Annotated in this window: 22 protein-coding genes; 12 read left to right on the top strand and 10 right to left on the bottom strand. The window is 64.2% G+C overall.

The window, feature by feature from the left end; translation table 11 throughout:
- Positions 1-9 precede the first annotated feature (9 nt).
- The gene (locus tag F6X59_RS20685) at positions 10-1,713 is read right to left on the bottom strand and encodes a glutamine--tRNA ligase/YqeY domain fusion protein (RefSeq protein WP_152957873.1); all 1,704 of its coding nucleotides are present in this window, start codon (positions 1,711-1,713) and stop codon (positions 10-12) included.
- Between the two features lie 248 nt (positions 1,714-1,961).
- On the opposite strand from F6X59_RS20685, the gene F6X59_RS20680 reads away from it, so the two are divergent.
- Together F6X59_RS20680 and F6X59_RS20675 are read left to right on the top strand one after the other, a co-directional pair.
- The gene (locus tag F6X59_RS20680) at positions 1,962-2,465 is read left to right on the top strand and encodes a peptidylprolyl isomerase (protein ID WP_152957872.1); all 504 of its coding nucleotides are present in this window, start codon (positions 1,962-1,964) and stop codon (positions 2,463-2,465) included.
- Positions 2,462-3,184 carry a UDP-2,3-diacylglucosamine diphosphatase gene (locus tag F6X59_RS20675; protein WP_372240467.1) on the top strand — a complete coding sequence of 241 codons (723 nt, stop codon included), beginning with the start codon at positions 2,462-2,464 and terminating at the stop codon, positions 3,182-3,184. The genes F6X59_RS20680 and F6X59_RS20675 overlap by 4 nt, the downstream gene beginning before the upstream one ends.
- 121 nt (positions 3,185-3,305) lie before the next feature.
- On the opposite strand, the gene F6X59_RS20670 is transcribed toward F6X59_RS20675, so the two are convergent.
- On the bottom strand, positions 3,306-5,618 hold the full coding sequence (locus tag F6X59_RS20670; protein WP_372240466.1) for an acylase: 2,313 nt from the start codon (positions 5,616-5,618) through the stop codon (positions 3,306-3,308).
- Between the two features lie 200 nt (positions 5,619-5,818).
- On the opposite strand from F6X59_RS20670, the gene F6X59_RS20665 reads away from it, so the two are divergent.
- Positions 5,819-6,193: a fe2+ zn2+ uptake regulation protein gene (locus F6X59_RS20665; RefSeq protein ID WP_152957870.1), complete on the top strand. Its 375-nt coding sequence runs from the start codon at positions 5,819-5,821 to the stop codon at positions 6,191-6,193.
- A 35-nt stretch (positions 6,194-6,228) separates the two neighbouring features.
- Here F6X59_RS20665 and F6X59_RS20660 read toward each other — a convergent pair whose 3' ends face one another.
- Entirely contained in the window at positions 6,229-6,417 is a 189-nt protein-coding gene (locus tag F6X59_RS20660; RefSeq protein WP_003248064.1) for a hypothetical protein, read from the bottom strand.
- Positions 6,418-6,565: 148 nt separating this feature from the next.
- Between F6X59_RS20660 and F6X59_RS20655 the strand changes: the two genes are divergently transcribed.
- The 4 genes from F6X59_RS20655 to F6X59_RS20640 all read left to right on the top strand — a co-directional run bounded on the left by F6X59_RS20655 (position 6,566) and on the right by F6X59_RS20640 (position 8,990).
- Positions 6,566-7,021, top strand: a complete 456-nt coding sequence (locus F6X59_RS20655) for a hypothetical protein (protein ID WP_152957869.1) — start codon at positions 6,566-6,568, stop codon at positions 7,019-7,021.
- A 232-nt stretch (positions 7,022-7,253) separates the two neighbouring features.
- Positions 7,254-7,634 carry a Mor transcription activator family protein gene (locus F6X59_RS20650; RefSeq protein ID WP_152957868.1) on the top strand — a complete coding sequence of 127 codons (381 nt, stop codon included), beginning with the start codon at positions 7,254-7,256 and terminating at the stop codon, positions 7,632-7,634.
- 62 nt (positions 7,635-7,696) lie between these two features.
- Positions 7,697-8,359 (top strand): DUF2589 domain-containing protein, encoded by a 663-nt coding sequence (locus F6X59_RS20645; protein WP_152957867.1) that lies wholly within the window; start codon positions 7,697-7,699, stop codon positions 8,357-8,359.
- A 73-nt stretch (positions 8,360-8,432) separates the two neighbouring features.
- On the top strand, positions 8,433-8,990 hold the full coding sequence (locus F6X59_RS20640) for a DUF2589 domain-containing protein (RefSeq protein ID WP_256669384.1): 558 nt from the start codon (positions 8,433-8,435) through the stop codon (positions 8,988-8,990).
- A gap of 7 nt (positions 8,991-8,997) precedes the next feature.
- Here the strand turns inward: F6X59_RS20640 and F6X59_RS20635 are convergent, their stop codons facing one another.
- The 3 genes from F6X59_RS20635 to F6X59_RS20625 are packed head-to-tail and all read right to left on the bottom strand — an operon-like array spanning position 8,998 to position 15,115.
- Positions 8,998-12,672 (bottom strand): translocation/assembly module TamB domain-containing protein, encoded by a 3,675-nt coding sequence (locus tag F6X59_RS20635; protein WP_372240465.1) that lies wholly within the window; start codon positions 12,670-12,672, stop codon positions 8,998-9,000.
- Positions 12,669-14,411: an autotransporter assembly complex family protein gene (locus F6X59_RS20630; RefSeq protein WP_152957929.1), complete on the bottom strand. Its 1,743-nt coding sequence runs from the start codon at positions 14,409-14,411 to the stop codon at positions 12,669-12,671. Before F6X59_RS20630 ends, F6X59_RS20635 begins: the two co-directional genes overlap by 4 nt.
- Before the next feature lie 53 nt (positions 14,412-14,464).
- Complete coding sequence (locus F6X59_RS20625) at positions 14,465-15,115, bottom strand: N-acetyltransferase (protein ID WP_152957865.1); 651 nt, start codon at positions 15,113-15,115, stop codon at positions 14,465-14,467.
- 163 nt (positions 15,116-15,278) lie between these two features.
- Here F6X59_RS20625 and xthA point away from each other — a divergent pair, with 163 nt between their 5' ends.
- Positions 15,279-16,091: an exodeoxyribonuclease III gene (gene xthA, locus F6X59_RS20620; RefSeq protein WP_152957864.1), complete on the top strand. Its 813-nt coding sequence runs from the start codon at positions 15,279-15,281 to the stop codon at positions 16,089-16,091.
- A 107-nt stretch (positions 16,092-16,198) separates the two neighbouring features.
- On the opposite strand, the gene F6X59_RS20615 is transcribed toward xthA, so the two are convergent.
- On the bottom strand, positions 16,199-16,951 hold the full coding sequence (locus F6X59_RS20615) for an anti-sigma factor (RefSeq protein ID WP_152957863.1): 753 nt from the start codon (positions 16,949-16,951) through the stop codon (positions 16,199-16,201).
- On the bottom strand, positions 16,948-17,469 hold the full coding sequence (locus tag F6X59_RS20610; RefSeq protein WP_152957862.1) for a sigma-70 family RNA polymerase sigma factor: 522 nt from the start codon (positions 17,467-17,469) through the stop codon (positions 16,948-16,950). Before F6X59_RS20610 ends, F6X59_RS20615 begins: the two co-directional genes overlap by 4 nt.
- A 130-nt stretch (positions 17,470-17,599) precedes the next feature.
- Here F6X59_RS20610 and F6X59_RS20605 point away from each other — a divergent pair, with 130 nt between their 5' ends.
- The 4 genes from F6X59_RS20605 (at position 17,600) to F6X59_RS20590 (ending at position 21,093) form a co-directional block, all read left to right on the top strand.
- Entirely contained in the window at positions 17,600-18,646 is a 1,047-nt protein-coding gene (locus tag F6X59_RS20605) for a catalase family peroxidase (RefSeq protein WP_152957861.1), read from the top strand.
- Positions 18,643-19,176: a cytochrome b gene (locus tag F6X59_RS20600; RefSeq protein ID WP_152957860.1), complete on the top strand. Its 534-nt coding sequence runs from the start codon at positions 18,643-18,645 to the stop codon at positions 19,174-19,176. Before F6X59_RS20605 ends, F6X59_RS20600 begins: the two co-directional genes overlap by 4 nt.
- 87 nt (positions 19,177-19,263) lie before the next feature.
- Positions 19,264-20,469 carry an MFS transporter gene (locus F6X59_RS20595; RefSeq protein ID WP_152957859.1) on the top strand — a complete coding sequence of 402 codons (1,206 nt, stop codon included), beginning with the start codon at positions 19,264-19,266 and terminating at the stop codon, positions 20,467-20,469.
- Positions 20,470-20,547: 78 nt separating this feature from the next.
- Complete coding sequence (locus tag F6X59_RS20590; protein WP_012314247.1) at positions 20,548-21,093, top strand: cupin domain-containing protein; 546 nt, start codon at positions 20,548-20,550, stop codon at positions 21,091-21,093.
- 38 nt (positions 21,094-21,131) lie between these two features.
- Here the strand turns inward: F6X59_RS20590 and F6X59_RS20585 are convergent, their stop codons facing one another.
- Together F6X59_RS20585 and F6X59_RS20580 are read right to left on the bottom strand one after the other, a co-directional pair.
- Positions 21,132-21,725: a 2-hydroxychromene-2-carboxylate isomerase gene (locus tag F6X59_RS20585; RefSeq protein ID WP_152957858.1), complete on the bottom strand. Its 594-nt coding sequence runs from the start codon at positions 21,723-21,725 to the stop codon at positions 21,132-21,134.
- Positions 21,726-21,751: 26 nt separating this feature from the next.
- Positions 21,752-22,483, bottom strand: a complete 732-nt coding sequence (locus tag F6X59_RS20580; protein WP_152957857.1) for an SDR family oxidoreductase — start codon at positions 22,481-22,483, stop codon at positions 21,752-21,754.
- Positions 22,484-22,485 lie beyond the last annotated feature (2 nt).

Here is a 22,485-nt window from a genome sequence, read left to right as displayed (position 1 = left end):
GGCGATTCCTTAGCTGCCCCAGGAGTCACGCAGGGTGACGGTGCGGTTGAACACCGGGCGACCCGGCTGGCTGTCCTTGAGGTCGGCGCAGAAGTAGCCTTCGCGCTCGAACTGGAAGCGGTCCTCAGGCTGTGCCTGGCCCAGCGAAGGCTCGGCGCGGCAGCCCGTCAGCACTTGCAGCGAATCCGGGTTGATGTTGTCGAGGAAGCTGCCGCCATCTTCGGTCTTCTCCGGGTTGGCGGAGCGGAACAGGCGGTCGTACAGGCGTACTTCGCACTCGATGCTGCCTTCGGCCGGCACCCAGTGGATCACGCCCTTGACCTTGCGGCCTTCGGGGTTCTTGCCCAAGGTGTCCGGGTCGTACGAGCAGCGCAGCTCGACGATGTTGCCGTCGGCATCCTTGATCGCCTCGTCGGCGCGGATCACGTAGCTGCCGCGCAAGCGCACTTCACCGGCTGGCTCCAGGCGCTTGTAGCCCTTCGGCGGCTCTTCCATGAAGTCGTCACGGTCGATGTACAGCTCGCGGGCGAACGGCAACACGCGCACGCCCATGTCTTCCTTCGGGTGGCGCGGCAGTTCAAGCTGCTCGACCTGGCCTTGCGGGTAGTTGGTGATGACCACCTTCAACGGGCGCAGCACGCACATGGCGCGTGGCGCGGTGCGGTCGAGGTCGTCACGGATGCTGAACTCGAGCATCGACATGTCGACCACGCCATCGGAACGGTTGGTGCCGATCATTTCGCAGAAGTTGCGGATCGACGCCGGGGTATAGCCGCGGCGGCGGAAGCCCGACAGGGTCGACATGCGCGGGTCGTCCCAGGCGCTGACGTGCTTTTCGTCGACCAGCTGCTTGAGCTTGCGCTTGGAGGTGATGGTGTAGTTCAGGTTCAGGCGGCTGAACTCGTACTGGCGCGGGTGCGCCGGTACCGGCAGGTTGTCGAGGAACCAGTCGTACAGCGGGCGGTGGCCTTCGAACTCGAGGGTGCAGATCGAGTGGGTGATGCCTTCGATGGCGTCCGACTGCCCGTGGGTGAAGTCGTAGTTGGGGTAGATGCACCACTTGTCACCGGTCTGGTGGTGGTGGGCATGGCGGATGCGGTACAGGATCGGGTCGCGCAGGTTCATGTTCGGCGAGGCCATGTCGATCTTGGCACGCAGCACACGCTCGCCGTCCTTGAACTCGCCGGCCTTCATGCGGGCGAACAGGTCGAGGTTTTCCTCGACGCTGCGCTCGCGGAACGGGCTGTTCTTGCCGGGCTCGGTCAGGCTGCCACGGTATTCCTTGGCCTGATCAGGGGTCAGGTCGCAGACATAGGCCTTGCCACGCTTGATCAGTTCAACGGCCCAGTCGTGCAGCTGGTCGAAGTAGTTGGAGGCATAACGCACGTCGCCGGCCCAGTCGAAGCCCAGCCATTTGACGTCGCTCTGGATGGCGTCGATGTATTCCTGGTCTTCCTTGGCCGGGTTGGTGTCGTCGAAGCGCAGGTGGCAGACGCCGCCGAACTCCTTGGCCAGGCCGAAGTTGACGCAGATCGACTTGGCGTGGCCGATGTGCAGGTAGCCGTTGGGCTCCGGCGGGAAACGGGTGACGATGCTGCTGTGCTTGCCCGAGTCCAGGTCGGCCTGGATGATCGGCCGCAGGAAGTTCGCAGGGACAGCGGGGGCGCCTTTGGCAGCGGCGTTGGGCGCGTTGTCGGCAGTGGGCTTGCTCATAGGATCCTTGAATGCACGTGTCCGGCCTGGGTAGGCCGATTGAATCAAAGGGCCTATCATAGCCGAAGCAGTCAAGCTGCTGACAGCCGGGCACCGACAAACTGGCGCGATTTATCGCGATCCGTGCAAAATGGCCGCTGCGCGGCATGAGCCATGAACATGTGTCGCGTTTGCCCGATCCTGCGTCAGGTGACTACACGCGCCCTGCGCACCCTATTCCCGAATGCCTTGAAAGAGCGAATTTCAGCATGTCCAAAGTCAAACTGAGCACCAACCACGGCGACATCGTCCTGCAACTGAACGCTGAAAAAGCCCCTGTGACCGTGGCCAACTTCATTGAGTACGTCAAGGCCGGCCATTACAGCAACGTCGTCTTCCACCGCGTGATCAAGGGCTTCATGATCCAGGGCGGCGGTTTCGAGCCAGGCATGAACGAAAAGCGTGACAAGCGTCCCAGCATCCAGAACGAAGCCGACAATGGCCTGAAGAACGACAAGTACACCATCGCCATGGCCCGTACCATGGATCCGCACTCCGCTTCCGCGCAGTTCTTCATCAACGCCTCCAACAATGACTTCCTCAACCACAGCGGCAAGAACACCCAGGGCTGGGGCTACGCCGTGTTCGGCGAAGTGATCGAAGGCCGTGAGGTTGTCGACGCTATCGAGAAAGTTGCCACCGGTTCCAAAGCTGGCCACCAGGACGTGCCGAAAGAAGACGTGATCATCGAGAAAGCCGAGATCATTGAGTGATCCTGCTGATCTCCGATCTGCACTTGCAAGAAGAACGCCCGGACATTACCCGGGCGTTTCTTGATCTGCTCGACGGCCGCGCCCGTCACGCCAAGGCGTTGTACATCCTCGGTGACTTCTTCGAAGCATGGATCGGCGACGATGCCATGACCCCGTTCCAGCAGTCGATCTGCCAGGCCTTGCGCCAGCTCAGCGACAGCGGCACGGCGATCTACCTGATGCATGGCAACCGCGACTTCCTGATTGGCCAGGACTTCTGCGCGGCCGCCGGCTGCACGCTGCTGGCCGACCCGAGCGTGATCGAACTGGGCGGTGAACAGGTGCTGCTGATGCATGGCGACACCCTGTGCACCCGTGACCTGGCCTACATGAAGATGCGCCGCTACCTGCGTAACCCGGTGAGCCTGTGGATCCTCCGGCACCTGCCGCTGACCACCCGGCAGAAACTGGCACGCAAGCTGCGCAGCGAAAGCCGTGCGCAGACCCGCATGAAGGCTACCGAAATCGTCGACGTTACGCCGGAAGAAGTACCGAAAGTGATGGCAGCGCACGGCGTACGCACGCTGGTGCATGGCCACACCCACCGTCCGGCGATCCACAAGCTGGTGGTGGATGGCGAACCGGCACGGCGCATCGTGCTGGGAGATTGGGACCGACGGGGCTGGACCTTGCAGGTTGATGGGCAAGGCTTTGCCCTGGAACCGTTCGAGTTCTCCTGACGGATTGAGCTGTCTTCTTCGCGGGTAAACCCGCTCCCACAGGAATTGCACCGCATGTAGCCTTGGTGCAGTCCCTGTGGGAGCGGGTTTACCCGCGAATAGGCCATGACAGGCTCTCGCCTCAAGGCCGGCTGGCCACGGCCCCCTTGTCCCGCTCACTGATCACATACTGCCGATACTCCGGGTCCGCCTTGATCTGCGCCTCGGTAAACGGTATCGCTGCCAGCTGCTTGGCCGAGAACACCTTGGTCTGGTCACTGAAGTGCGCCGAGCCGGCCTCGCTGGACTGCGAGAACGCCAGCAGCCCGCGCGCCTGTGGCCCATCTTCAGTGAAATTCACCACCTGCAGGTAGCTGGTACCACTGACCACCAGGCGCTTACCCGGCCCGTGCGGCACGCTGAACATCGCGTTGTAGACCCCCAGCTGCTGCGGCCCGCCCGGTACCGGCGTGCCATCGGCGGCTTGCTGGATCTGCCCCCAACGGCTGCCCTCCTCCACACCGGCCTTGGCTACTTGCTGCAATGACGTCAAGGCCGCTTCGCGCAACAGCTTGCGCACTGCCGCCTGCTCCACCGCCAGGCCACGCGGGGTGTGCTGCGGGTCTGCCGGGTCGAAGGCCACACGCCAGCTTTGCGGGTGCTTGGCCAGGGCCTCGACCATGTTCTGGAAATGCACCAGGCCGATACCACTGTTCAGATCGGCCTTGCCATTCCAGGCGGCGAGGCTGGCGCACACGGCCTGCAGGTCGGCCTCAACCCCTTTGCACCACTGCAGCAGGTCGGGCAGTACCAGGCTGGCCAGGTACACGTCGTCATCCAGCACCATGCGCTGCAAGTCGTCGACGCTCAGCTTGGCGCTGCCTTGCAGGCGCTCGAGGGCAAAGCGGCCGCGCATGCCCAGTGGCTGGTCGCTGCGGCTGATCAACGGCGAGAAGCCGGTCAACGGCTGGGCCGGGTTGGCCATCCAGGCTGGGTCGTTGGAGTTCTGCACAAAGTCGTTGCGCTCCAGGCTGGGCAGCATCCGTGCCGGGAAGATGCCAGGCTGCGCGGCCTGGGCATCGACCTTCCACTGGCAGGCGCTGCGCGACCCGTCCAGCACTACCAGCGGGCCTTGCGCCGCCGGGTTGCTGCATTCGCTCAGCAGTTGCTGATCGACATAGGGCACCACCGACTGGTTCAGGTACAGCGCCGTGCCTGCAGCATCGACCGCCAGGGTGTTGACCCAGGGGATGCCCTGCAACTGTTCGATGGACCCCTTCAGGGCCTCCAGGCTGTCGGCACGGTTGATGCGGTACCACTGTTGCAGCACGCGCGTGTTGTCCAGGTTGGCATCGCGCAGGCTATAGGCTGCCTGGGTGTCCCAGTCCAGTCGACCTGGCCACTGCACCACCGGCCCGAAACTGGAGCTGTAGACCTGGCGCTCGATCTGGCTGAGGGTGCCATCGGCGGCCTTGACCGTGACGCTCACGGTTTGCCGTACCATGGGGATGGACTTGCCATCCTGCAGGTAATGGGTCGGATCCTTGGGGTCCAACTGCAAGCGATACAGGGTGAAGTGCTTCGAGGTATCCACCGTGTGGGTCCAGGCCAGGTGGCGGTTGAAGCCGATGTTCACCACAGGCAGGCCGGGCAAGGCGGCCCCCATGACATCCAGCTTGCCTGGAATGGTCAACTGCATCTGGTAGAAACGCATGCCACCCATCCACGGGAAGTGCGGGTTGGCCAGCAACAGGCCACGGCCATTGGCCGAGCGTTGCGCCCCCACAGCCACCGCGTTGCTGCCGCGCTCGGAGGCAAAGCGCTGCTGCTGGGCCAGCGCCACGTCAAAGCCCGGGGTTGCTCGCTGGGCTGCCAGCTTGGGGGGCTGAGCGCCCGCCAGCGCTTCGGCAAACTGGCCCACGCCGCCTTCGGCCAGCAGGCGACGGGTCAGTTTGACCAGGTCCTGGCTGGCGATCGGGCGCACCCACTGGCCATCGCCACACTCCGCTGGCAGGCCTTGGCTACGCCGCTCGGCCAGGGCGCGGTTGAAACCGCTGGCATAACCCTCCAGCAGCTCGCGCACCTGCGCTGGCTGGGCCTGCAGGAAGCCACTGACTGCTGCCGGCGTGTTGAGCCAAGTGAAGAACAGGTCGCTGGCCAGGTTGTCGCGTTGCTCGAGGGTTTTGGCCTGGGCGCCGAAATAACGCGAGCGCTCACCGTTGACCGTCAGTACTTCATTGGCCAGCAGGCACAGGTTGTCCTGAGCATAGGCATAGCCAATGCCATATCCCAGACCGCGCTCGTCCTTGGCGACGATATGCGGCACGCCAAAACTGGTGCGGCGAATCTGCGCACTGGCATCAGCGCTGGTTTCCCGAGCCTGCACGGCTACGCTGGAGGCGACCAGGGCAGCCGCCAGGCTGGCACAGGTCAAGGGACGCGAAATTGGCAACACGGGCATTCCTCGGATTCAGGGGGTCATTCCCGATCAAACGAATGGCTGGATGAAAATTTTACGCACACAGGCGCCGCGAACCGTCTTCAAGAAACACCGGCAGCATTTTTTCAGGCAGAAGCTGCAGATTTTCCGTTCTCATTCGTCCTAATCAGTGAGGCACCCATATTTCGGGACAGTCCACGAAAAGGAGCATTCACATGTACAACCCGCAACCCACATTGCAGACCGGGTGCGTGCCGGGCAAGGCAGCCAATGGAGCGGCCGCCTGCGTGGACGAGCGTACCGGCAACGAGCAGATACGCGAACTGCTGCGCAACTACGGCCTGCGCACCAGCCTCATTCGCCTGAAGGTGATCGATGCGCTGTACACCGCAGACCGCACCGGGCGCAGCATTGGCGTGCGCGGCGTGCATGCGCAACTGGAGCAACTGGACATACCGTTGTCGTTCCTGAGCGTGCGCGAGGTGCTCAAACGGCTGTGCACGGAGGGGGTGATCAGCCTTGGCAGCGACAAGTGCTACAGCCTCAAGCCCGAAGCACGCGCCGTACTCGCACAGCCCTTGTCGCGCTGACTGAAGGCCGGCCAGACGCGGCCGGCCGGCAAGCGTCAGGGTTTGACCTTGCGCCGCAGAATCCCGTTGATCACCACCACGACCACGGCAATGGCAATGGCCAGCATCTGGAAGGTCTGTTCACTGATCGTGCCTTGCTTCTGCAGATGCGACAGGCCCAGCATGAGGCCCAGCACCACCAGGATGATCAGAAGCGAGTATTTGAGGCGCTGCACGTGTGTCATCGAAAAATCCTTCAACATCGGGGGTGTTTGCTCACAACGAGCGGCAACAATGATACAACGCTGACGCCTTGCAGCGCTGTATTTCCTGCTTAGCGTGGCATGTCAGGCCTGAAAGCATCGGCTTTCCCCAATCCATGCTGGAGGCACCATGCGCAGGTTCGCGCTGTTCATCATACTGTTCGCTCCGTCACTTCCCATCCAGGCCCTGGACACCCGCCAGGCGCCGCCTGAGCAATTGCTCGAGCTAGGTGGCCAGCTGGCTGCCCATGCTGGCAGCAGTCAATGGCAACAACTGTGGCAAAGAACCCGCGCAGCCGGGCACCTGCACGCCAGGCCCGGCCATGCCTACTTCACCGTCCCGCACCCGCTGCTGCCAGAACTGGCTCGCCAGGCGTTGGCCCAGGCAGACCAGGTCGAGCCCTTGGGCAACACCGTCGCCCGCTATCGGCGGACCTTCGACAGGGTCATAGGCATGCTCGATAACCAGCCATTGAACAGCCTTTGCCTGGTCATCGACTGGCGCACTTTGCCACAAGTGCAGCCAACTAAAGCGCATGCCTACCTTGCCGGTGCAAGCCTGCTGAACAGTTATCCCTGTGAATAAGGGGGCTGGAACTTACTAGCTCCATGGAAAAGCAACTCTACGAGAAATCGGGCCTGCACGGCAGCATATAGGCAACTTCCTACATCGCACGACACCGTTGCCTGCAAGCCCTGCTCACCAAAACTACAACTGCCAGCCCACTTGGCGCCTAGCGGCAACATTCGACACTCACCGAGAATTCCCCCATGCCAACGATAGGCATCGCGCCCCAACCACCGCGAGGAAGTCTCATATGGAACTGCCAGATCTCACATCCATCGACATCGGCCAGTTACCGCATTCGTTGCAGGCCCTGATCGAATGCATCGGCCTTGAAAACGCCTACCAGCTGACCTGCGCCTACGGCGGCAGGCCCAAATACATACCCAAGCATCGCGAACGCACCAAGCTCGCTGATGTACTCCCGGCAGACGCACTTGATGCCTTGATCAAGCGCTTTGCCGGCGTGGCCCTGGAAATCCCCAAGGCAGACCACTTTGTGCGCCAGCTGCGCAACCTGCAAATCCAGAAAGAAAGCGCCAACGGCCTGTCACGCAGCCTGCTGGCCGACAAGTACGGCTTGAGCCTGCGCCAGATCGGCAACATCCGTCGGCAGGAACATTGTTCACGCTGACGCCCCGCTGCGGCCCCCAATAGTGGCCGCACCCTCAACCCTGAAAAAAAGAGAAGACGCATATGTCCATCGACAACAGCCTCATCGGCTCGGTCATCAATGCCTTGCCCATGGACCGCATGATCGCCGCACCGCTGCAAGCCATGGTGCAGGCGCAGGTCACAGCCAGCAAATCCTATGCAGACTTCCTCATGCAGGTCTGCGTGCAAGATGGCAAAGCCGTTGCCATCCAGTTCGACTACGACGAAACCATCGTTGACGAACAAGGCGAGTACAAAGGCGTCGTCAGCAAGTCCATGAAGGTGCCACTGCTGGCAGCCATCACCCACCCGAACATCACCATCGAAGAAGGTAACGTCGAGTTCGAACTGACCATCAGCCAGATGGCCGAGGACTTCAGCGAGTCCAGCAAAAGCGGCGAGCTGGCGGCCTCACTGGGTTGGGGGCCTTTCAAGCTGGATGTGAAAGGCAGTATCAGCAGCAAGTCCACGCAAACCCGCAAGACCGATACCCGGGCACGCTATGCGTTCAATACCTCGCTGCGCCGCCAGGATCCGCCAGAAGCCATGATGCGGGTGATCGACTTCCTCACCGAGGCCGCCACCAAGCCTACAGTGGTCAAGACTTCAACCCTGGAAAGCCAGGATGCAATTTCGCAGGGCGACACCCTCAAAAACTCCCCTGCCATCACCAACAACGCAGCCGCAGGTGCCACTACCCCTTGATGGTCCGCTCGTTGTTTGACCGGTTGCCCTGCGCGTGCCAGCGGGGCCTCTTCCTGCCTCAGGAGCCAACATCTTGGACAACCCACCAGCCCCGATGACCGCCATCGACCTGTGCGATATCACCCGCGGTCTCCAGGAGGCCGCTGCGGCCACCAACAGCCTGATAGCCCAGCAGTACATCAACCTGTTCGATCAATTTTTCGACTGCGACACCCAGGCGCTTGGTAGCCCGATGAAGGCGAAGATGGTCGAGGTTGCCATGGACGACCGCCACCTCATGCGCGTGCCTCTGTTCGCCCTGGTGGCACCCAAGGGCCTGACCCTGGAGCGCATGCAGGTAGACCTGTCGGTGCGGGTAAAGGCCACCGAGGGGCTGCATGCCTTACGCGAGGCAAGTGAACAGGCCGGTGCCGCCAGCTTCAAGGTGACGATCGGCGCACAGGGCCGCCAGGCTGAAGCCCGGGACCCTGACGAAGTGCAGATCCGCATGCAGTTTCATGCCAGCGAACCACCCGAGGCACTCAACCGCCTGATCGAGGAGTACACCAAGCTGATCACCCCCATCCGCAAGCCCGACACGCCTGCCCCCGCCGAAACCAACGAATTCATCGAGGCCGCCACCGTACGCTGACGCGCCCTCAGAAGTCTCGCTTGTAGAAAATATCCAACGAGCTTGCCAGCCCGCTGGCGGCTTCGAGATACACCTTCTTGCTGAGTTTGTAACGCAGCGCAATGGTGTTGGCCGGCTCGAACACCCCGACCCCGTAGCGCAAGCTGAGCTTCTCGGACAGGTTGCCACTGGCTACCACGCTGGTGCTGTTACCGGAGCCTTCGGTGTCCAGCTGGAAGTCATCGATCCCCAGGCCCGATGCCAGGCTGCCGGTAATCCCGGCACTGCCCGCCAGGCCCAGGCCCAATGCCGCTTCGGCGAGCATGTTGTTGTCCTCACCAGAGGTCCCCAGCGGGCGCCCGAGCACCAGATAGGACAACGCCTGCTCCTGGCTCATGGCCGGTTCCGAGAACACCGTGGTAGTCGGCTGCTCGGCACTGCCACTCAGGCGGATACCGGCAATCACATCGTCGACCTTGCGGATGGCCTCGATGTCCAGGTAGGGCTGGTCGATCGGCCCGGCGAACAGCAGCCGTGCGCGGCGAATGATCAGGCGCTGGCCGTAGGCACGGTAGCGGCCATCGGCCAGGCTCAACTCGCCTCGGGTGTCCATGTTGTCGCCAATGTGCACATGGCCAAGCAAGTTGGCGGTCAGGCCGAAGCCGCTGAACGACAGCGTGTCCTGCCCCACGACCACGTCGATGTCCATGGCCATCGCCATGGGCGGTTTACCCTCTTCGGTCTGGTGGCCAACAATGACCGTGTCGTCCGAGACCTTGACGGTAGAGGGTGGCAGCTCGCGCACAACGATCTTGCCTTTGGGCACCAGCACCTTGCCGGTCACCGCCAGCTTGTCGTCGATCAGGCGCAGGTTCAGGTCTGGTGCAACTTCCAATGTGGCGTATGGCTCCACGGTCACGGGCAGCTGCTGGCCCTGCAGACGCAGGTCCATGCCCAGGGCCTGGCCCCAGGTCAGGTGACCGTTGAGCTGGCCGCGCCCGGCTTCCCCGCTGCGCCAGCCGCCATTGATCTGCACCTGCTCACCGGCGATCAAGGCCTGTAGCGACAGATCCTGCAGGCTGACCGGCAACTCGGCACCACTGACCTCGCCACCACTGAGCATCAGGTTGCCGTTGACCTGTGGCGCCAGCAAGGTGCCGGTCAAGCGCCCGCTGCCATTCAACTGCCCGGCCAGGCGCTCGACCATTGGCACAAACGGACGGGCGATCGACAGGTCCAGCCCGGCCAGGCGGAAGTCGCCCGACAGCGGCTTGTTCTTGCCCAACGGATCGAGGCGCGTGTTCAGGCTCAGTTCACCCAGGCGTTCACCGCGAAAATCCAGGCGTGTGTCGACCCTGCGTGGCGCCAGGGTGCTGTCCAGGCGCAGGGCCTGGTATGGGAAGTCGATCCAGCGGCCCTTGTCGCGAACGCGCAACGTACCGCCACTGGCATCGATACGCACGTTGCCTTTCGGGCCGCTGGCCGGAATATCCAGGTTCACGTCGGCGTTGAGCATGCCCTGCCAGGCAAAGTCCTTCGGCAGCCATTGCGCCAGGCTATCCAGCGGGAACTGCTTGAGGTGATAGCGCAGACGCGGCTCAGGCGCCAGGCGTTGGTCCTCGCCGCACAGGCTGGCCTGACCGGAGCGCCAGCAATGAGCAGCGAAATCTATCTGGCCACTGGCCAGCCGCTGCAGGCGGGCCGGAGCCTGCAGTTGCCAGTCCTGGCCGCCGGCCTGGATCCTGCCGCTGGCCAGGCGACCACGCCAGTCGCCCTTGTTCAGTTGACCATCCAGACCCAGGTCGAGCTTGAGCTGTGGGCCGTCCAGCGCCAGGGTCAGTGCCTGCTGACGGATGTCGCCCTTGCCATTGGCCTGCAAGGTGCCCAGCAGCGTGTCGCCCAGGCGGATGCCGCTGGCCTTGAGGTCGATCACGCCCCGTTGAGCGCTGTCCAGGCGGGCCTCCAGTTCGAGCCGCTGGAGGCGGTTTTCTTCCTGTGCCAGTTGCTGGCCCTGCAGGGTCAGGTTGCCCTGCGGCGCATTTAGCGTGCCGCTGACGTCCAGGCGCCCTTTTACCTGCCCTTGCAGCCTCGGCCACAGCTGGCCGAGCCGCGGCAGGTCGAGGTCGACACGCCCGGCCAGGCGCTGCTGCAGGCTGCCACTGCCGTTGATCCGGTTATCGCCCAATTGCACGGCCAGGGCGCCGAGCGTCCAGTTCTGCCCGGCCCCTTGTGCCTCGACCTTGAGCACCGCCGGCTGCCCGCGCAGGCGCCCCTTGAGGTCGAGCTGGGCATTCAGGCTGAGCTGCTCACCTTTCATTTCACCCTTGCTGCGCAACGGCCCGGCCAGGGTGCCGGGCAGCTCGGCGAGCCAGTAGGCAGGGTCCAGGGCCGACAACTGCAGGTCGACGTCCCAGGCCAGGGTATCGGCGAAGCGCACCGCGACGCTGCCCGCCGCCTTGCCCTGCCCGGCCGTCAGCGCCAGTTGCGGCAGGCGCACCTGGCCCAGGTCACCTTCGAACGGGCTGGCCAGGGTGAACGCCCCGGCCGGGCCATCGAGGTCACCGTTGAAGGTGCCTTGGTAATTGCCATCCTGGTATTGAACCTGGGCATTGAAACGCTTGAGGGTAACCTGCGGCGGTGTTTCCAGCGGATACAGGCGCAACCACGGAAAGTCCTGCCAATCCAGTTGGGCATCGGCCTTCAGCGCCTGCTGCCAGTCGGCGCTGGCCTGCAGCTTGACGCGCTGGGTGTCACTGGCGGTCAGGTCCAGGGCATCCAGCTTGGCGCCCTTGGCGTCCACCTTGCCGGTCAGCGCCAGTGCGATCGGTGCCTGCTCGGCCGGCAGGCTGGCGCTACCCGACAGTTGATAGCCTTTGAGCAGGTCGCCCCGGGCATCCAGCACGAGCTGATCGAGCTGCAACGTGTCGGGCAACGAAGCCGCTGGCTTGAAGGCCTCGGCGCGAATCTGCAGGTGCGCCGGCAGGTGTTCGGCAAGGGCCTGTACCGTCCCGCTCAGGCGTGCATCAAGGTAGCCGCTGCTGGTGGCATCGAGGGTAAGGGTTTTCTGCAATTCACCCTTGGCGTTCAGCGCCAGTTGCCATGCCTTGCCCTCTACCTCAGGCAACTGCACCTGGCCTTGAAGTTGTAGCGGCCAATCGCCTTCAGGCTGTAGATCGCCCTGCACTTGCACGTGCAAATCGTCACGTTGCAACTGCAGGCTGTCGATGCGCAGGCCGCTCGCTGTCCAATGCGCCGCCAGTTGCAGATCGCCGAGCAGATCACTGCCATCCAGGCGCAACTGCCCTACCTTCACCTCGCCCACCTCGATCGCCACTGGCAAGCGCAGTGCAGGTAACTGCAGCGGACCGCTTTCGGCTGGTTGATCGCTTGGCGCGAAGGCCATGTCGACCCGCTGGGCATGCAACCGGTCGATACACAGCGTGGCGCGCATCAGGCAAGCCGGGGACCAGCTCAGTAGCGGCGCCTCCACGTGCACCGTGTTGCCGCCGTCGATCCAGCTCAAATGGCTGGCCTGCCAGGTACCCGCCAGGCGCCCCTGGAAATCGTCGATCGTCAGCCCTGGCACCCGGCCGAGTGCCCAGCGGCTGCCAGCTTCGGTACCCAGCAACAGGCCCAGGGCCAGGGCCACCAGTAGCACACTGCCGAGCACGCCCAGCAGAATGAATTTCAACACACGCATCACAGCTCAGGCCCCATGGAGAAGTGCAGGCGAATACCGCCGTCGTCATCGAGTGCCTTGGCCAGGTCCAGGCGCAACGGCCCTACCGGCGAGACCCAGCGCACGCCGAAACCGACCCCGGTCTTGAGGCTGGGCAGCTCCAACGTGTTGAACGCGTTGCCCTGGTCGATGAAGGTTGCCACGCGCCATTTTTCGGCCAGCGAATACTGGTACTCGACACTGCCCGCGACCAGATAGCGGCCGCCGATGCGGTCGCCGTCGCTGTTCTTCGGCGACAAGGTCTGGTAGTCGTAGCCGCGCACGCTCTGGTCGCCACCGGCAAAGAAACGCAGCGACGGCGGAATGTTGTTCTTGTAGCCGTTGGTGGCGCTGCCACCGAACTGCACCCGCCCAAGGAAACGGTGATTGTGGCCGACGGTGGTCAGGCCCTTGAGCAGCACATTGCCGTGCAACAGGTTGGTGTCGGACATCAGCCCTTCCTTGGCTACCTGGGTGTCGAACTGCAAGCGGTAACCGTTGTGCGGGTCGATGCGGTTGTCACTGCGCAGGTAGGAAAAGCTCACGCCTGGCATCAGCAGATTGCTCAGCCCCGAATCATCGCCCAGGCGATACTCTTCGCGCTGGTACTTGAGCGAGATCACCCGCTGCCAGCCACTGGCCAGCTTGCTGTGCCACTCCGGGCCGACGGTCAGCAGCTTGCTGAGGGTGTCGGTGCCGGCGATTTCTTCGTTCTGGTAGCCGCCGGCGAAGCGCAGCTTGTCGGTCAGGGGAGGATCCAGCGGCACGTCGTACCACAAGCCGACGTTCTGCCGCGGCGCCGAAATCTCGGTTTCCCAGCCATAACTGTGGCCTTGCGGGTTGACCCAGTGCCGTGTCCAGTTGGCCTTGCCACGCGGCCCCACGTCAGTCGAGAAGCCCAGGCCCAGGCCCATGGTGCGGGGCTTGCGGGTGTCGAGGCGGACGTCCACCGGGATGTCTTCGCCCACCGCCGCAGTAGGCGCGGCATCGACCCGCACGCCTTCGAAATAGCCGCTCGATTGCAGGTCGTTGTTGAGTTGGGCGATCAGTTCGGAGTCGTAGGGTGTGCCAGGCTTGAACGAGACCATGCGCTGCAGCAGGTCTTCGTCGAGCGGCGTGTCACCCGTGAATTTCACCGCCCCGAGGCGATAACGCGGACCGCTCTGGTAAACCAGCTCGATATCCGCCACACCGGCCTGAGGGTCGACCGCCAGGCGCTGGCGCGTGAAGTGGCCATTGAAGAAGCCATAGCGCGAAGCCTGGTTCTGGATCAGCCGCTTGGCATCTTCATACAGGCCATGGTTGAGTTGTTCGCCCGCCCTCAGGGCCCTGCTGTCAGGCACGCGAAAGGCTTTCATCTCGCTGGCCGGCCCTTCGACGCGCACGGTCACGTTGCGCAGGCGCACCGGCTCGCCGGGGTCGATCTTGATGATCAGTTGGGGGGGCTGGTCGGCCTTGGCTGGCGGCTTGACCTCGGTATCGATCTGCGCCTGATAGTAGCCAAGTGCCTGCGCAGCCTTGCGCGCCTGCTCCTCGGCCCCACGACTGAAACGCAGCAGCGCTTCTTCATCGCGGTCTCCGAGGGTACCGATATAGCCTTCGACATTGGTCTTGAGCTCCTTGTTGGCGGGTTTAACCTTCACCAGCAACTCGCTCTGGCCCCATGCTGCAAAACTGGCGGCCCAGAAAACCAGGCCCCAGGTTAGTCTTCCTGAATACGTCATGCGGCGCATGCTACCAGAGCCAGGCGCTCAAGGGAGGCGCCTGGCGGCCCACTTCAAGCAATTGATGGTATGGATGACACTGGATTGGGATGAAAGAACACTCTTTCTCGGATTGGCCCTACAGCGACCTCGCCTATCTCTTCATAGCCCTGGCGCGCGTAAAAGGCCAGGTAATGCTCGTTGCCAGAGTCCAGCACCACGCCCTGGGTATTGGGGTCTTCCGCGCACCAGTCGTGAACCGCTTGTAACAATTGTTCGCCGTAGTGGCAGCCGCGAAATTGTGGATGCACCCCCAGCAATGGCAGCATGTGCACCTGCCCGGTCGGCAGACAGCTGGCCAGCGCCGCCTGGTAATCCATGTAACGCCGGGTGCAGCGCTGGCCGGTGCCCAGCAGCATGCGCAAACGCCAGGCCCAGCTGTCGGCCACACCCAGGCGACGTTGCGGCGGCACGATCAGGGCCAGGGCGATCAGGCGGTCGTCGAGCAGCAGGCCGATGGCCGGCAATTGCAGATAAAAGTGCTGGCGTACCCACTCGCGCACCATTACCCGCAGCCGGCGCTCGTAGCCTGGGCGCTGGGCTTCGAAGATATAGGCGAAGGTCGGTTCGTGACGGTAGGCGTTGTACAACAGCGAGCGTGCCTCACGGCTGTAGCCGTCATCGAGGGTGCAGATACGCGCCTGGGCGGCAGGGGCTTCGAGCATGGCGGGTAGTCCTCCTGGAAAGGGCATGTCAATGCCTTGGAGGTGCTCCACTGCGCATCGTTCACCTCATCCAGCACGTTAGCAGTGCCCGGACCAAGCTGCCACGCTGGTGATGAATGCCGATGTCGGCTAGCATCCGGCCTTTTACCAGGATTGTCTTTCCATGAAGATCGTCTGTTTCAACATCAACGGCCTGCGGGCCCGCCCGCACCAACTGGCGGCGCTGATCGAAAAGCACCAGCCGGACGTGATCGGCCTGCAGGAAACCAAGGTCAGCGACGATCAGTTCCCGCTGGCCGATGTCCAGGCGCTGGGCTACCACGTGCACTACCACGGCCAGAAGGGCCACTACGGGGTCGCCCTGCTCTCGCGCCAGGCGCCGCTGAGCCTGTTCAAGGGCTTTGCCACCGATGAAGAAGATGCCCAGCGCCGCTTCATCTGGGGCACCTTCGCCGATGCCGACGGCACCCCGATCACCATCATGAACGGCTACTTCCCGCAAGGTGAAAGCCGTGACCACCCCACCAAGTTCCCGGCCAAGCAGCGCTTCTACAGCGACCTGCAGGCGCTGCTCGAAGGGCAGTTCAAGAACGACCAACCGGTGTTGGTGATGGGCGACATGAACATCTCGCCCCAGGACTGCGATATCGGTATCGGCCCGGACAACGCCAAGCGCTGGCTGAAAACTGGCAAGTGCAGCTTCCTGCCGGAAGAGCGCGAGTGGATGGAGCGCCTCAAGGGCTGGGGCCTGGTGGACAGCTTCCGCCACCTGTACCCGGAGGTGGCAGACCGCTTCAGCTGGTTCGACTACCGCAGCCGCGGCTTCGAGGACGAACCCAAGCGCGGGCTGCGCATCGACCTGATCATGGCCTCCCAGGCCCTGGTGCCGCGGATCAAGGCGGGCGGCGTGGACTATGAGTTGCGGGGGATGGAAAAGCCTTCGGACCATGCGCCGATCTGGCTCGAACTGGGATGAGTTGTCCGTGGTGCATGCCGTCAGGGATGTGTCGCCGGTGAGACCGAGCGCCGCGCGGGCGGCGCTCGACCTCAAATCCCCTGCATGCCTCAAGCCAGAAACACCCGCTACAACCCCAACCGCAACGCCTCCCCCACACCCGCCCCACGCCCATCGTCCGCCGCACTGACCAGGGCAAAGTTGTACGCCCCGTGCGACCAGTACCGCGCCTCCAGCTGCCCATCGACCCGTTGCCCCTGCGGCATGCGCTCATAGCGATCACCCGGCGAGCGCAGGAACAGGCTGATGCGCTGGCCGTTGCGATCCTGGAACACCAGCAGCGCCGCCGGCCCCTGCTCGTTGCTAAGCAACCGCGCGCCCACCGGTTGAAAACCGTAACCCGCCAGGTCCGGCAACTGCCCCACGCGGCTGAAATGCCGGCCCAGCCAGTCGCGCAGCTGCGCCGGGTCACTGGCCTGGATATCCAGTGCCTCACTGCCAGCGAACAACCGATGAGCCTGCACCGCATCGGCCATGGGCAAGTCATGGCTGGCCAAGGTCACCTGCCGCGCCTGCCACCCCCCCACTCCGCCGACCCCCATGGCCAGCAACAACACCGCCGCCGAAGCCAGCCGCCGCTGCCGGCGCTGGCGCACCCGCTGCTGCACCTGACGCAAATCGAGGGTGGCCGCCCCAGGCTGCTCGGCAAACCCTGCCAAGGCCGCACGCAAGCGCCGGGCATCGTTGCGCCAGGCCTCGACCCGCGCTGCTTGCTGCGGGTTGGCCGCCAGCCAGGCCTGTACCTCGGCGCGCCGCGCGGGCGCCAGGCGGTCGTCGATATAGGCGTGCAGCTCGTCTTCACCGGGAATCAGGCGTGTCATTTGAGTCTCCGCAAGGCCGGCGGCTGGGGGTTGCCCTCGGTCAGTTCTCGCAAGGCAGCACGGGCACGCGACAGGCGCGACATCACCGTGCCAATAGGAATTTGCAGGGCCTGGGCCGCTTCCTTGTAACTCAGCCCCTCGATGCTGACCAGCAACAGCAACGCCCGCTGCTCGGTCGACAGGTGGGCGAAGGCCTGCAAGTCGGCCTGGGCCATGACGATGTCCTCGGTATTGTCGCCCACCGCTTCGTGTTCAACGGCGCCGCGGCCGAACCACGACAGCCAGCGGGCATGCAGGCGCTCGCGGCGCTTACCATCGAGAAACAACCGATAAAGAATGGTGAACAGCCAGGCGCGCAGGGCCTCGGCTTCGCGTTGCTGGCCACGGCGGCTCAAGGCGCGCTCGACCGTGGCCTGAACCAGGTCATCGGCGCTACCGGGCTCACGGGTCAGCCACACGGCAAAGCGGCGCAGGCGCTGCAACAGCTCACGCCATTGCTGTTCGTCCAGATCGTGCATGGTCAGGTACCGGGCGCTGGGGTTGTCAGTGTATGGGGCAGACGCCTGGCAAGAAAATCTATTCCCGCCGCTGGAATAAGTTTTTCCCTGACCCGTCGTACCGGCACCTTCACTGAACCGGATGACTACCATGAACTCACCCTTGCAAGGCCCCGCCAAGGCGCTGCGCCTGGCCGGCATAGGCGCCGTGATGCTGGCGCTGGGGGCCGGCTTCGCCTATGCGGCCGGCTGGATCGGCGGGCCGCAACTGACCCCGCAACGCATCATCGACACCTTCGAGGCCCAGGCCGGCCACCATCCGGGCTACCGCAAGAACCACGCCAAGGGCCTGTGCATCAGCGGCTACTTCCAGCCCAGCGGGCAGGCCGCGACCTTGTCCACTGCACGGGCCTTCAGCCAGGCCCGGGTGCCGGTGATCGGCCGCTTCGCCATCGGCGGTGCCAACCCGTTCGCCCCGGACACTGGCGTACCGGTGCGCAGCCTGGCAATCCAGCTGAGTACCGATGACGGCCAGATCTGGCGTACCGGCATGAACAACCCACCGGTGCTGGCGGTGAGTAACCCGCAAGGCTTCTACGACCAGGTGCTGGCAGGCGCGCCAGACCCGGCCACCGGCAAACCGGACCCGGCAAAGCTGCAGGCATTTTTCGCCGCCCACCCGGAAAGCGCAGCGTTTCGCCAGTGGGCGGCGGGCTACAAGCCCAGCGACAGCTTCGCCAGCACCCAGTATCACAGCATCAACGCCTTCCGCCTGATCGATGCCAGCGGCACGGCGCACCCGGTACGTTGGCAGCTCGAACCGCAAACGCCATTCACCGCCCTGCCCGGCCAGGTCGACGACAAGCAGTTCCTCCAGCACGACTTGCAACAGCGCCTGGCCCAAGGGCCACTGCGCTGGACCCTGCGCCTGGTGCTGGCCGACCAGGGCGATGCGGTGGACGACCCGGCCCGCCCTTGGCCGGCCGAGCGCCGTAGTGTCGATGCCGGCACCCTGGTGGTCGAACAGGTCGACGCCCCCGAACAAGGCGCCTGCCGTGACCTGAACTTCGACCCATTGATCCTGCCCAGCGGCATAGAGCCCTCCGCCGACCCGATCCTCGCCGCCCGTTCGGCGGCCTATTCGGAATCCTTCAACCGCCGCAGCCGCGAGACTCTCGGCGCAGGAGCACAGCGATGAAACCTGAAGTCTTCCACCCCTTGGCGCGCCTGGTGCACTGGCTGATGGCGATCCTGATCATCAGCATGCTGTTCATCGGCGTGAGCATGATCGGCGACCTGTCACCGCGCCACCCGCTGCTGATCGAACTGCACAAGGCCACCGGCCTGGCATTGCTGGTGCTGGTCATCGTGCGCATAGGCCTGCGCCTGACCTTGCCACACCCGCCGTTGCCAGCCGACCTGCCCGCGTTTCAGCGTTTTGCTGCTGGCGCCTCGCATCTGCTGCTCTACGGCCTGATGCTGGCCATGCCGCTGCTGGGCTGGGCGATGCTGTCGGCGGGCGGCTACCCACGCCCCCTGCAACTGCCGGCGATCGCCCCGCACGACCTGCAACTGTATGCCGTGCTGCGCCAGGCCCATGGCTGGGCCGGTTACCTGCTGTTCGCCACTGTGCTGGTGCATTTGGGCGCGGCATTGATGCATGCCCTGGTGCGCCGGGACGGCGTGTTGCGTAGCATGTGGCCAGGCCCCGTGCGGCGCAGCGAATGACAGGCTGATGCCCGGGCGGGCTCGACAAACAACAATTATTCTCATTAAGCTCGACAGCTCTCTTGTCGCCCTGCCTTGGACTGCCTGATGAACGTCGCAAAGGATCCTGCATTACTGACACCCGCCAACACGCTGGACATGCGCCCGCTGCTGCTGGCCAACATGGCCTGCACCATGTCGATGATGGCCTTTGTCGCGCTGATCGGGCCGATCTCGCGCCTGCTCGGCATGGCCACCTGGCAGGCCGGCGCGGCGGTGACCGTGGCCGGCGTGGTCTGGGTGCTATTGGCGCGCCCCTGGGGGCGGTTGTCCGACCGCCTGGGGCGCCGCCGGATCCTGCTGATGGGCAGCGCCGGCTTCACCCTGGCCTACTGGCTGCTGTGCCTCTTTGTAGAAGGGGCGCTGCGCTGGTTGCCAGGGGCGGGCCTGGCCTTCGTCGGGCTGATGCTGGCACGCGGCTGCATCGGTGCCTTCTACGCCGCCATCCCGGTGGGCTGCAATGCGCTGATCGCCGACCATGTCGAGCCGCAGCGGCGGGCGCGGGCCATGGCTTCGCTGGGCGCGGCGAATGCCGTCGGCCTGGTGGTGGGGCCGGCGCTGGCAGCGGTGCTGGCACAGCACAGCCTCAGCCTGCCGTTTCACATCATGTCGTTGCTGCCAGCCAGCGCCTTCCTGGTATTGCTGTTCAAGCTCAAACCCCAGCCCCTGGCGCAAAGCCATGCGCCCAGCCCCGTCCGGCTCAGCGACCCGCGCTTGCGCCGGCCGCTGCTGGTGGCGTTCAGCGCCATGCTCAGCGTCACGGTGTCACAGATCGTCGTCGGCTTCTTCGCCCTCGACCGCCTGCAACTGGCGCCGACCGATGCCGCGCAGGCTGCCGGTATCGCCCTGACCACCGTCGGCGTGGCGCTGATCCTGTCGCAGGTATTGCTGCGCCAGCTGGAGTGGCCGCCGTTGAAGATGATCCGGGTCGGCGCCAGCGTGTCGTCGCTGGGTTTCGCCTGTGGCGCGCTGGCCACCACGGCGCCCTGGCTGTGGAGTTGCTACTTTGTCGCTGCGGCCGGCATGGGCTTTGTGTTCCCGGCGTTTTCCGCGCTGGCGGCCAATGCCATGCAGGCCTCGGAGCAAGGCGCCACCGCAGGCTCGATTGGCGCAGCCCAGGGCATGGGCGCGGTGATCGGCCCGCTGGCCGGAACGCTGGTCTATGCCCTGGACCCACGCCTGCCGTTCCTGGCAGTTGCACTGCTGTTGCTGCTGGTTGGGCTGTGGCCGCTGCCGCGTGACCAACGTGCCTGAAAGCACAGCGCGCAAGCGTGCAGAGTATGTTTTAATGCGTCGCTAATTATTTTAAACACCTCTGATTACAAGGCGGCTATGGACACGGGGACGCGACTCAAACTGGTGCGTGAACGCAACAACCTCTCCCAACGGGAACTGGCCCGCCGCAGCGGGTTGACCAACTCGACGATCTCGCAGATCGAACAGAACCGTGTCAGCCCATCGGTCAGCTCCCTGAAAAAACTCCTCGAAGGGATCCCCATGACCCTGGCTGAGTTCTTCAGCTTCGACGAGCCGGTGCGCGAAGAGCGCTTCGTGTTCCGCGCCAGCGAGCAGCCGGACCTGGGCCGCAATGGCCTGCGCATGCTGCTGGTCGGCGCCAGCGTCGAGGCCCGGCAGATGCGCATGCTGCGCGAGCTGTATGCCCCGGGTGCCGATTCGGGCGAGCCGATCGTGCATGCCGAAGGCGAAGAATGTGGCCTGGTTACCCGTGGCACCGTGGAACTGTGGGTCGATGGCCAGGTGAGCGTCCTCAACTCGGGCGATGGCTACTATATCCCCACTACCCTGCCGCACAGTTTCAAGAACATTGGCCAGGACGAGGCGGAAATCATCAGCGCCAACACCCCGGCGAATTTCTGAGCCAGGTTTGGCCTCGCCCATGGCGAGGCCATCCAGCCTCAACGGCTCAACGCTTCTTCGACGAAATCCAGGCGATCCTGGCCGAAGAACATCTCCCCGTCGACAAAGCAGGTCGGCGCACCGAACACGCCCCGCGCAACCGCCTCCTCGGTCACTCGCTTGAGTTCGGCCTTTACCTCGCCATCCGCCGCCAGCGCATGAAATGCCTCCGGGTCGAAGCCGGCCTGGCGCAGCGTTTCATCCAGTGTCGGGCCATCGCTCAAGTTACGCCGGTGTTGCCAAAGCCCTTTGAACAGCACGGCCAACAATGCTTCGAATTGCGCTGGCGCACGTAGCTGCATGCCGATGGCGCCGCGCATCAGGGTCAGCGTGTTCACCGGGAACCCCGGCGGCAGCCCGAACGGCACGCCATAGCGGCGGGCGTAACGGCCAAGGTCGGTGGTCATGTAGCGGCCCTTGGCAGGGATCATCGCCGGCGACGCGTTGCCGGTGGCCTGGAACACCCCACCCAGCAGCATGGGCCGGTAAATCAAAGCCGCACCCTGCCTGGCGCAAAGTGCAGGCAGCTGGGTCCAGGCCAGATAACTGGCCGGGCTGCCCAGGTCGAAGTAGAACTCCACGGTCTTGCTCATACGTCACGCTCCTTGGTCAGTAAGGCTTACCAGCGCTCCATCCACGGGCGCAGGTCCAGTTCGAAGGTCCAGGCATCACGGGGCTGGGCATGCAGGAACCAGTAGCTGTCGGCGATGTGCGCCGGGTCGAGAATGCCGTCCTGGTCCTTCAACGCGTAGCGTTCGGGGAACGTGTCGCGGATGAACGCGGTGTCGATGGCACCATCCACCAGCACATGGGCAACGTGGATGTTTCGCGGGCCAAGCTCCCGCGCCATGCTCTGGGCCAGGGCACGCAGGCCATGCTTGGCCCCGGCGAAGGCGGCGAAACCGGCAGCACCGCGCGTGCCTGCGGTGGCGCCTGTGAAAAGGATGGTGCCGCGCTCACGGGTGACCATGCGCCGGGCCACGGCCTGGGCGGTCAGGAAGCCCGCGAAGCAGGCCATTTCCCAGATCTTGAAGTATTTGCGCGGTGTCTCCTCCAGGATACTGCACGGCACATTGGCGCCGATATTGAAGACAAAGGCTTCGATCGGGCCGATATCACGCTCGATGGTTTCGACCAGCTCGGTAACCTCCTGTTCCTTGCGCGCATCCGAGCCGAAGCCATGGGCCTGGCCCCCTTCAGCACGGATTTCGTCGATCAGCGGCTGCAGCTTTTCGGCCTGACGGCGGGTGACACACGCGACATAACCCTCACGGGCAAAGCGCTTGGCGATCGCGCCACCGGTGGCGTCCCCGGCACCGATCACCAGCACCACTTTTTGTTGTTCTGCCATGC

The sequence above is a fragment of the Pseudomonas sp. MN1F genome, assembly GCF_009391885.1.
Lineage (GTDB): Bacteria > Pseudomonadota > Gammaproteobacteria > Pseudomonadales > Pseudomonadaceae > Aquipseudomonas.
This window is presented reverse-complemented; position numbering and strand designations above follow the sequence as displayed.

Excerpts from the sequence above, each read along its gene's own strand:
- F6X59_RS20685 (WP_152957873.1), bottom strand. The coding sequence starts at position 1,713 with ATGAGCAAGCCCACTGCCGACAACGCGCCCAACGCCGCTGCCAAAGGC.
- F6X59_RS20680 (WP_152957872.1), top strand. The coding sequence starts at position 1,962 with ATGTCCAAAGTCAAACTGAGCACCAACCACGGCGACATCGTCCTGCAA.
- F6X59_RS20665 (WP_152957870.1), top strand. The coding sequence starts at position 5,819 with ATGTACAACCCGCAACCCACATTGCAGACCGGGTGCGTGCCGGGCAAG.
- F6X59_RS20660 (WP_003248064.1), bottom strand. The coding sequence starts at position 6,417 with ATGACACACGTGCAGCGCCTCAAATACTCGCTTCTGATCATCCTGGTG.
- F6X59_RS20655 (WP_152957869.1), top strand. The coding sequence starts at position 6,566 with ATGCGCAGGTTCGCGCTGTTCATCATACTGTTCGCTCCGTCACTTCCC.
- F6X59_RS20650 (WP_152957868.1), top strand. The coding sequence starts at position 7,254 with ATGGAACTGCCAGATCTCACATCCATCGACATCGGCCAGTTACCGCAT.
- F6X59_RS20645 (WP_152957867.1), top strand. The coding sequence starts at position 7,697 with ATGTCCATCGACAACAGCCTCATCGGCTCGGTCATCAATGCCTTGCCC.
- F6X59_RS20630 (WP_152957929.1), bottom strand. The coding sequence starts at position 14,411 with ATGACGTATTCAGGAAGACTAACCTGGGGCCTGGTTTTCTGGGCCGCC.
- F6X59_RS20625 (WP_152957865.1), bottom strand. The coding sequence starts at position 15,115 with ATGCTCGAAGCCCCTGCCGCCCAGGCGCGTATCTGCACCCTCGATGAC.
- xthA (WP_152957864.1), top strand. The coding sequence starts at position 15,279 with ATGAAGATCGTCTGTTTCAACATCAACGGCCTGCGGGCCCGCCCGCAC.
- F6X59_RS20615 (WP_152957863.1), bottom strand. The coding sequence starts at position 16,951 with ATGACACGCCTGATTCCCGGTGAAGACGAGCTGCACGCCTATATCGAC.
- F6X59_RS20610 (WP_152957862.1), bottom strand. The coding sequence starts at position 17,469 with ATGCACGATCTGGACGAACAGCAATGGCGTGAGCTGTTGCAGCGCCTG.
- F6X59_RS20605 (WP_152957861.1), top strand. The coding sequence starts at position 17,600 with ATGAACTCACCCTTGCAAGGCCCCGCCAAGGCGCTGCGCCTGGCCGGC.
- F6X59_RS20600 (WP_152957860.1), top strand. The coding sequence starts at position 18,643 with ATGAAACCTGAAGTCTTCCACCCCTTGGCGCGCCTGGTGCACTGGCTG.
- F6X59_RS20595 (WP_152957859.1), top strand. The coding sequence starts at position 19,264 with ATGAACGTCGCAAAGGATCCTGCATTACTGACACCCGCCAACACGCTG.
- F6X59_RS20590 (WP_012314247.1), top strand. The coding sequence starts at position 20,548 with ATGGACACGGGGACGCGACTCAAACTGGTGCGTGAACGCAACAACCTC.
- F6X59_RS20585 (WP_152957858.1), bottom strand. The coding sequence starts at position 21,725 with ATGAGCAAGACCGTGGAGTTCTACTTCGACCTGGGCAGCCCGGCCAGT.
- F6X59_RS20580 (WP_152957857.1), bottom strand. The coding sequence starts at position 22,483 with ATGGCAGAACAACAAAAAGTGGTGCTGGTGATCGGTGCCGGGGACGCC.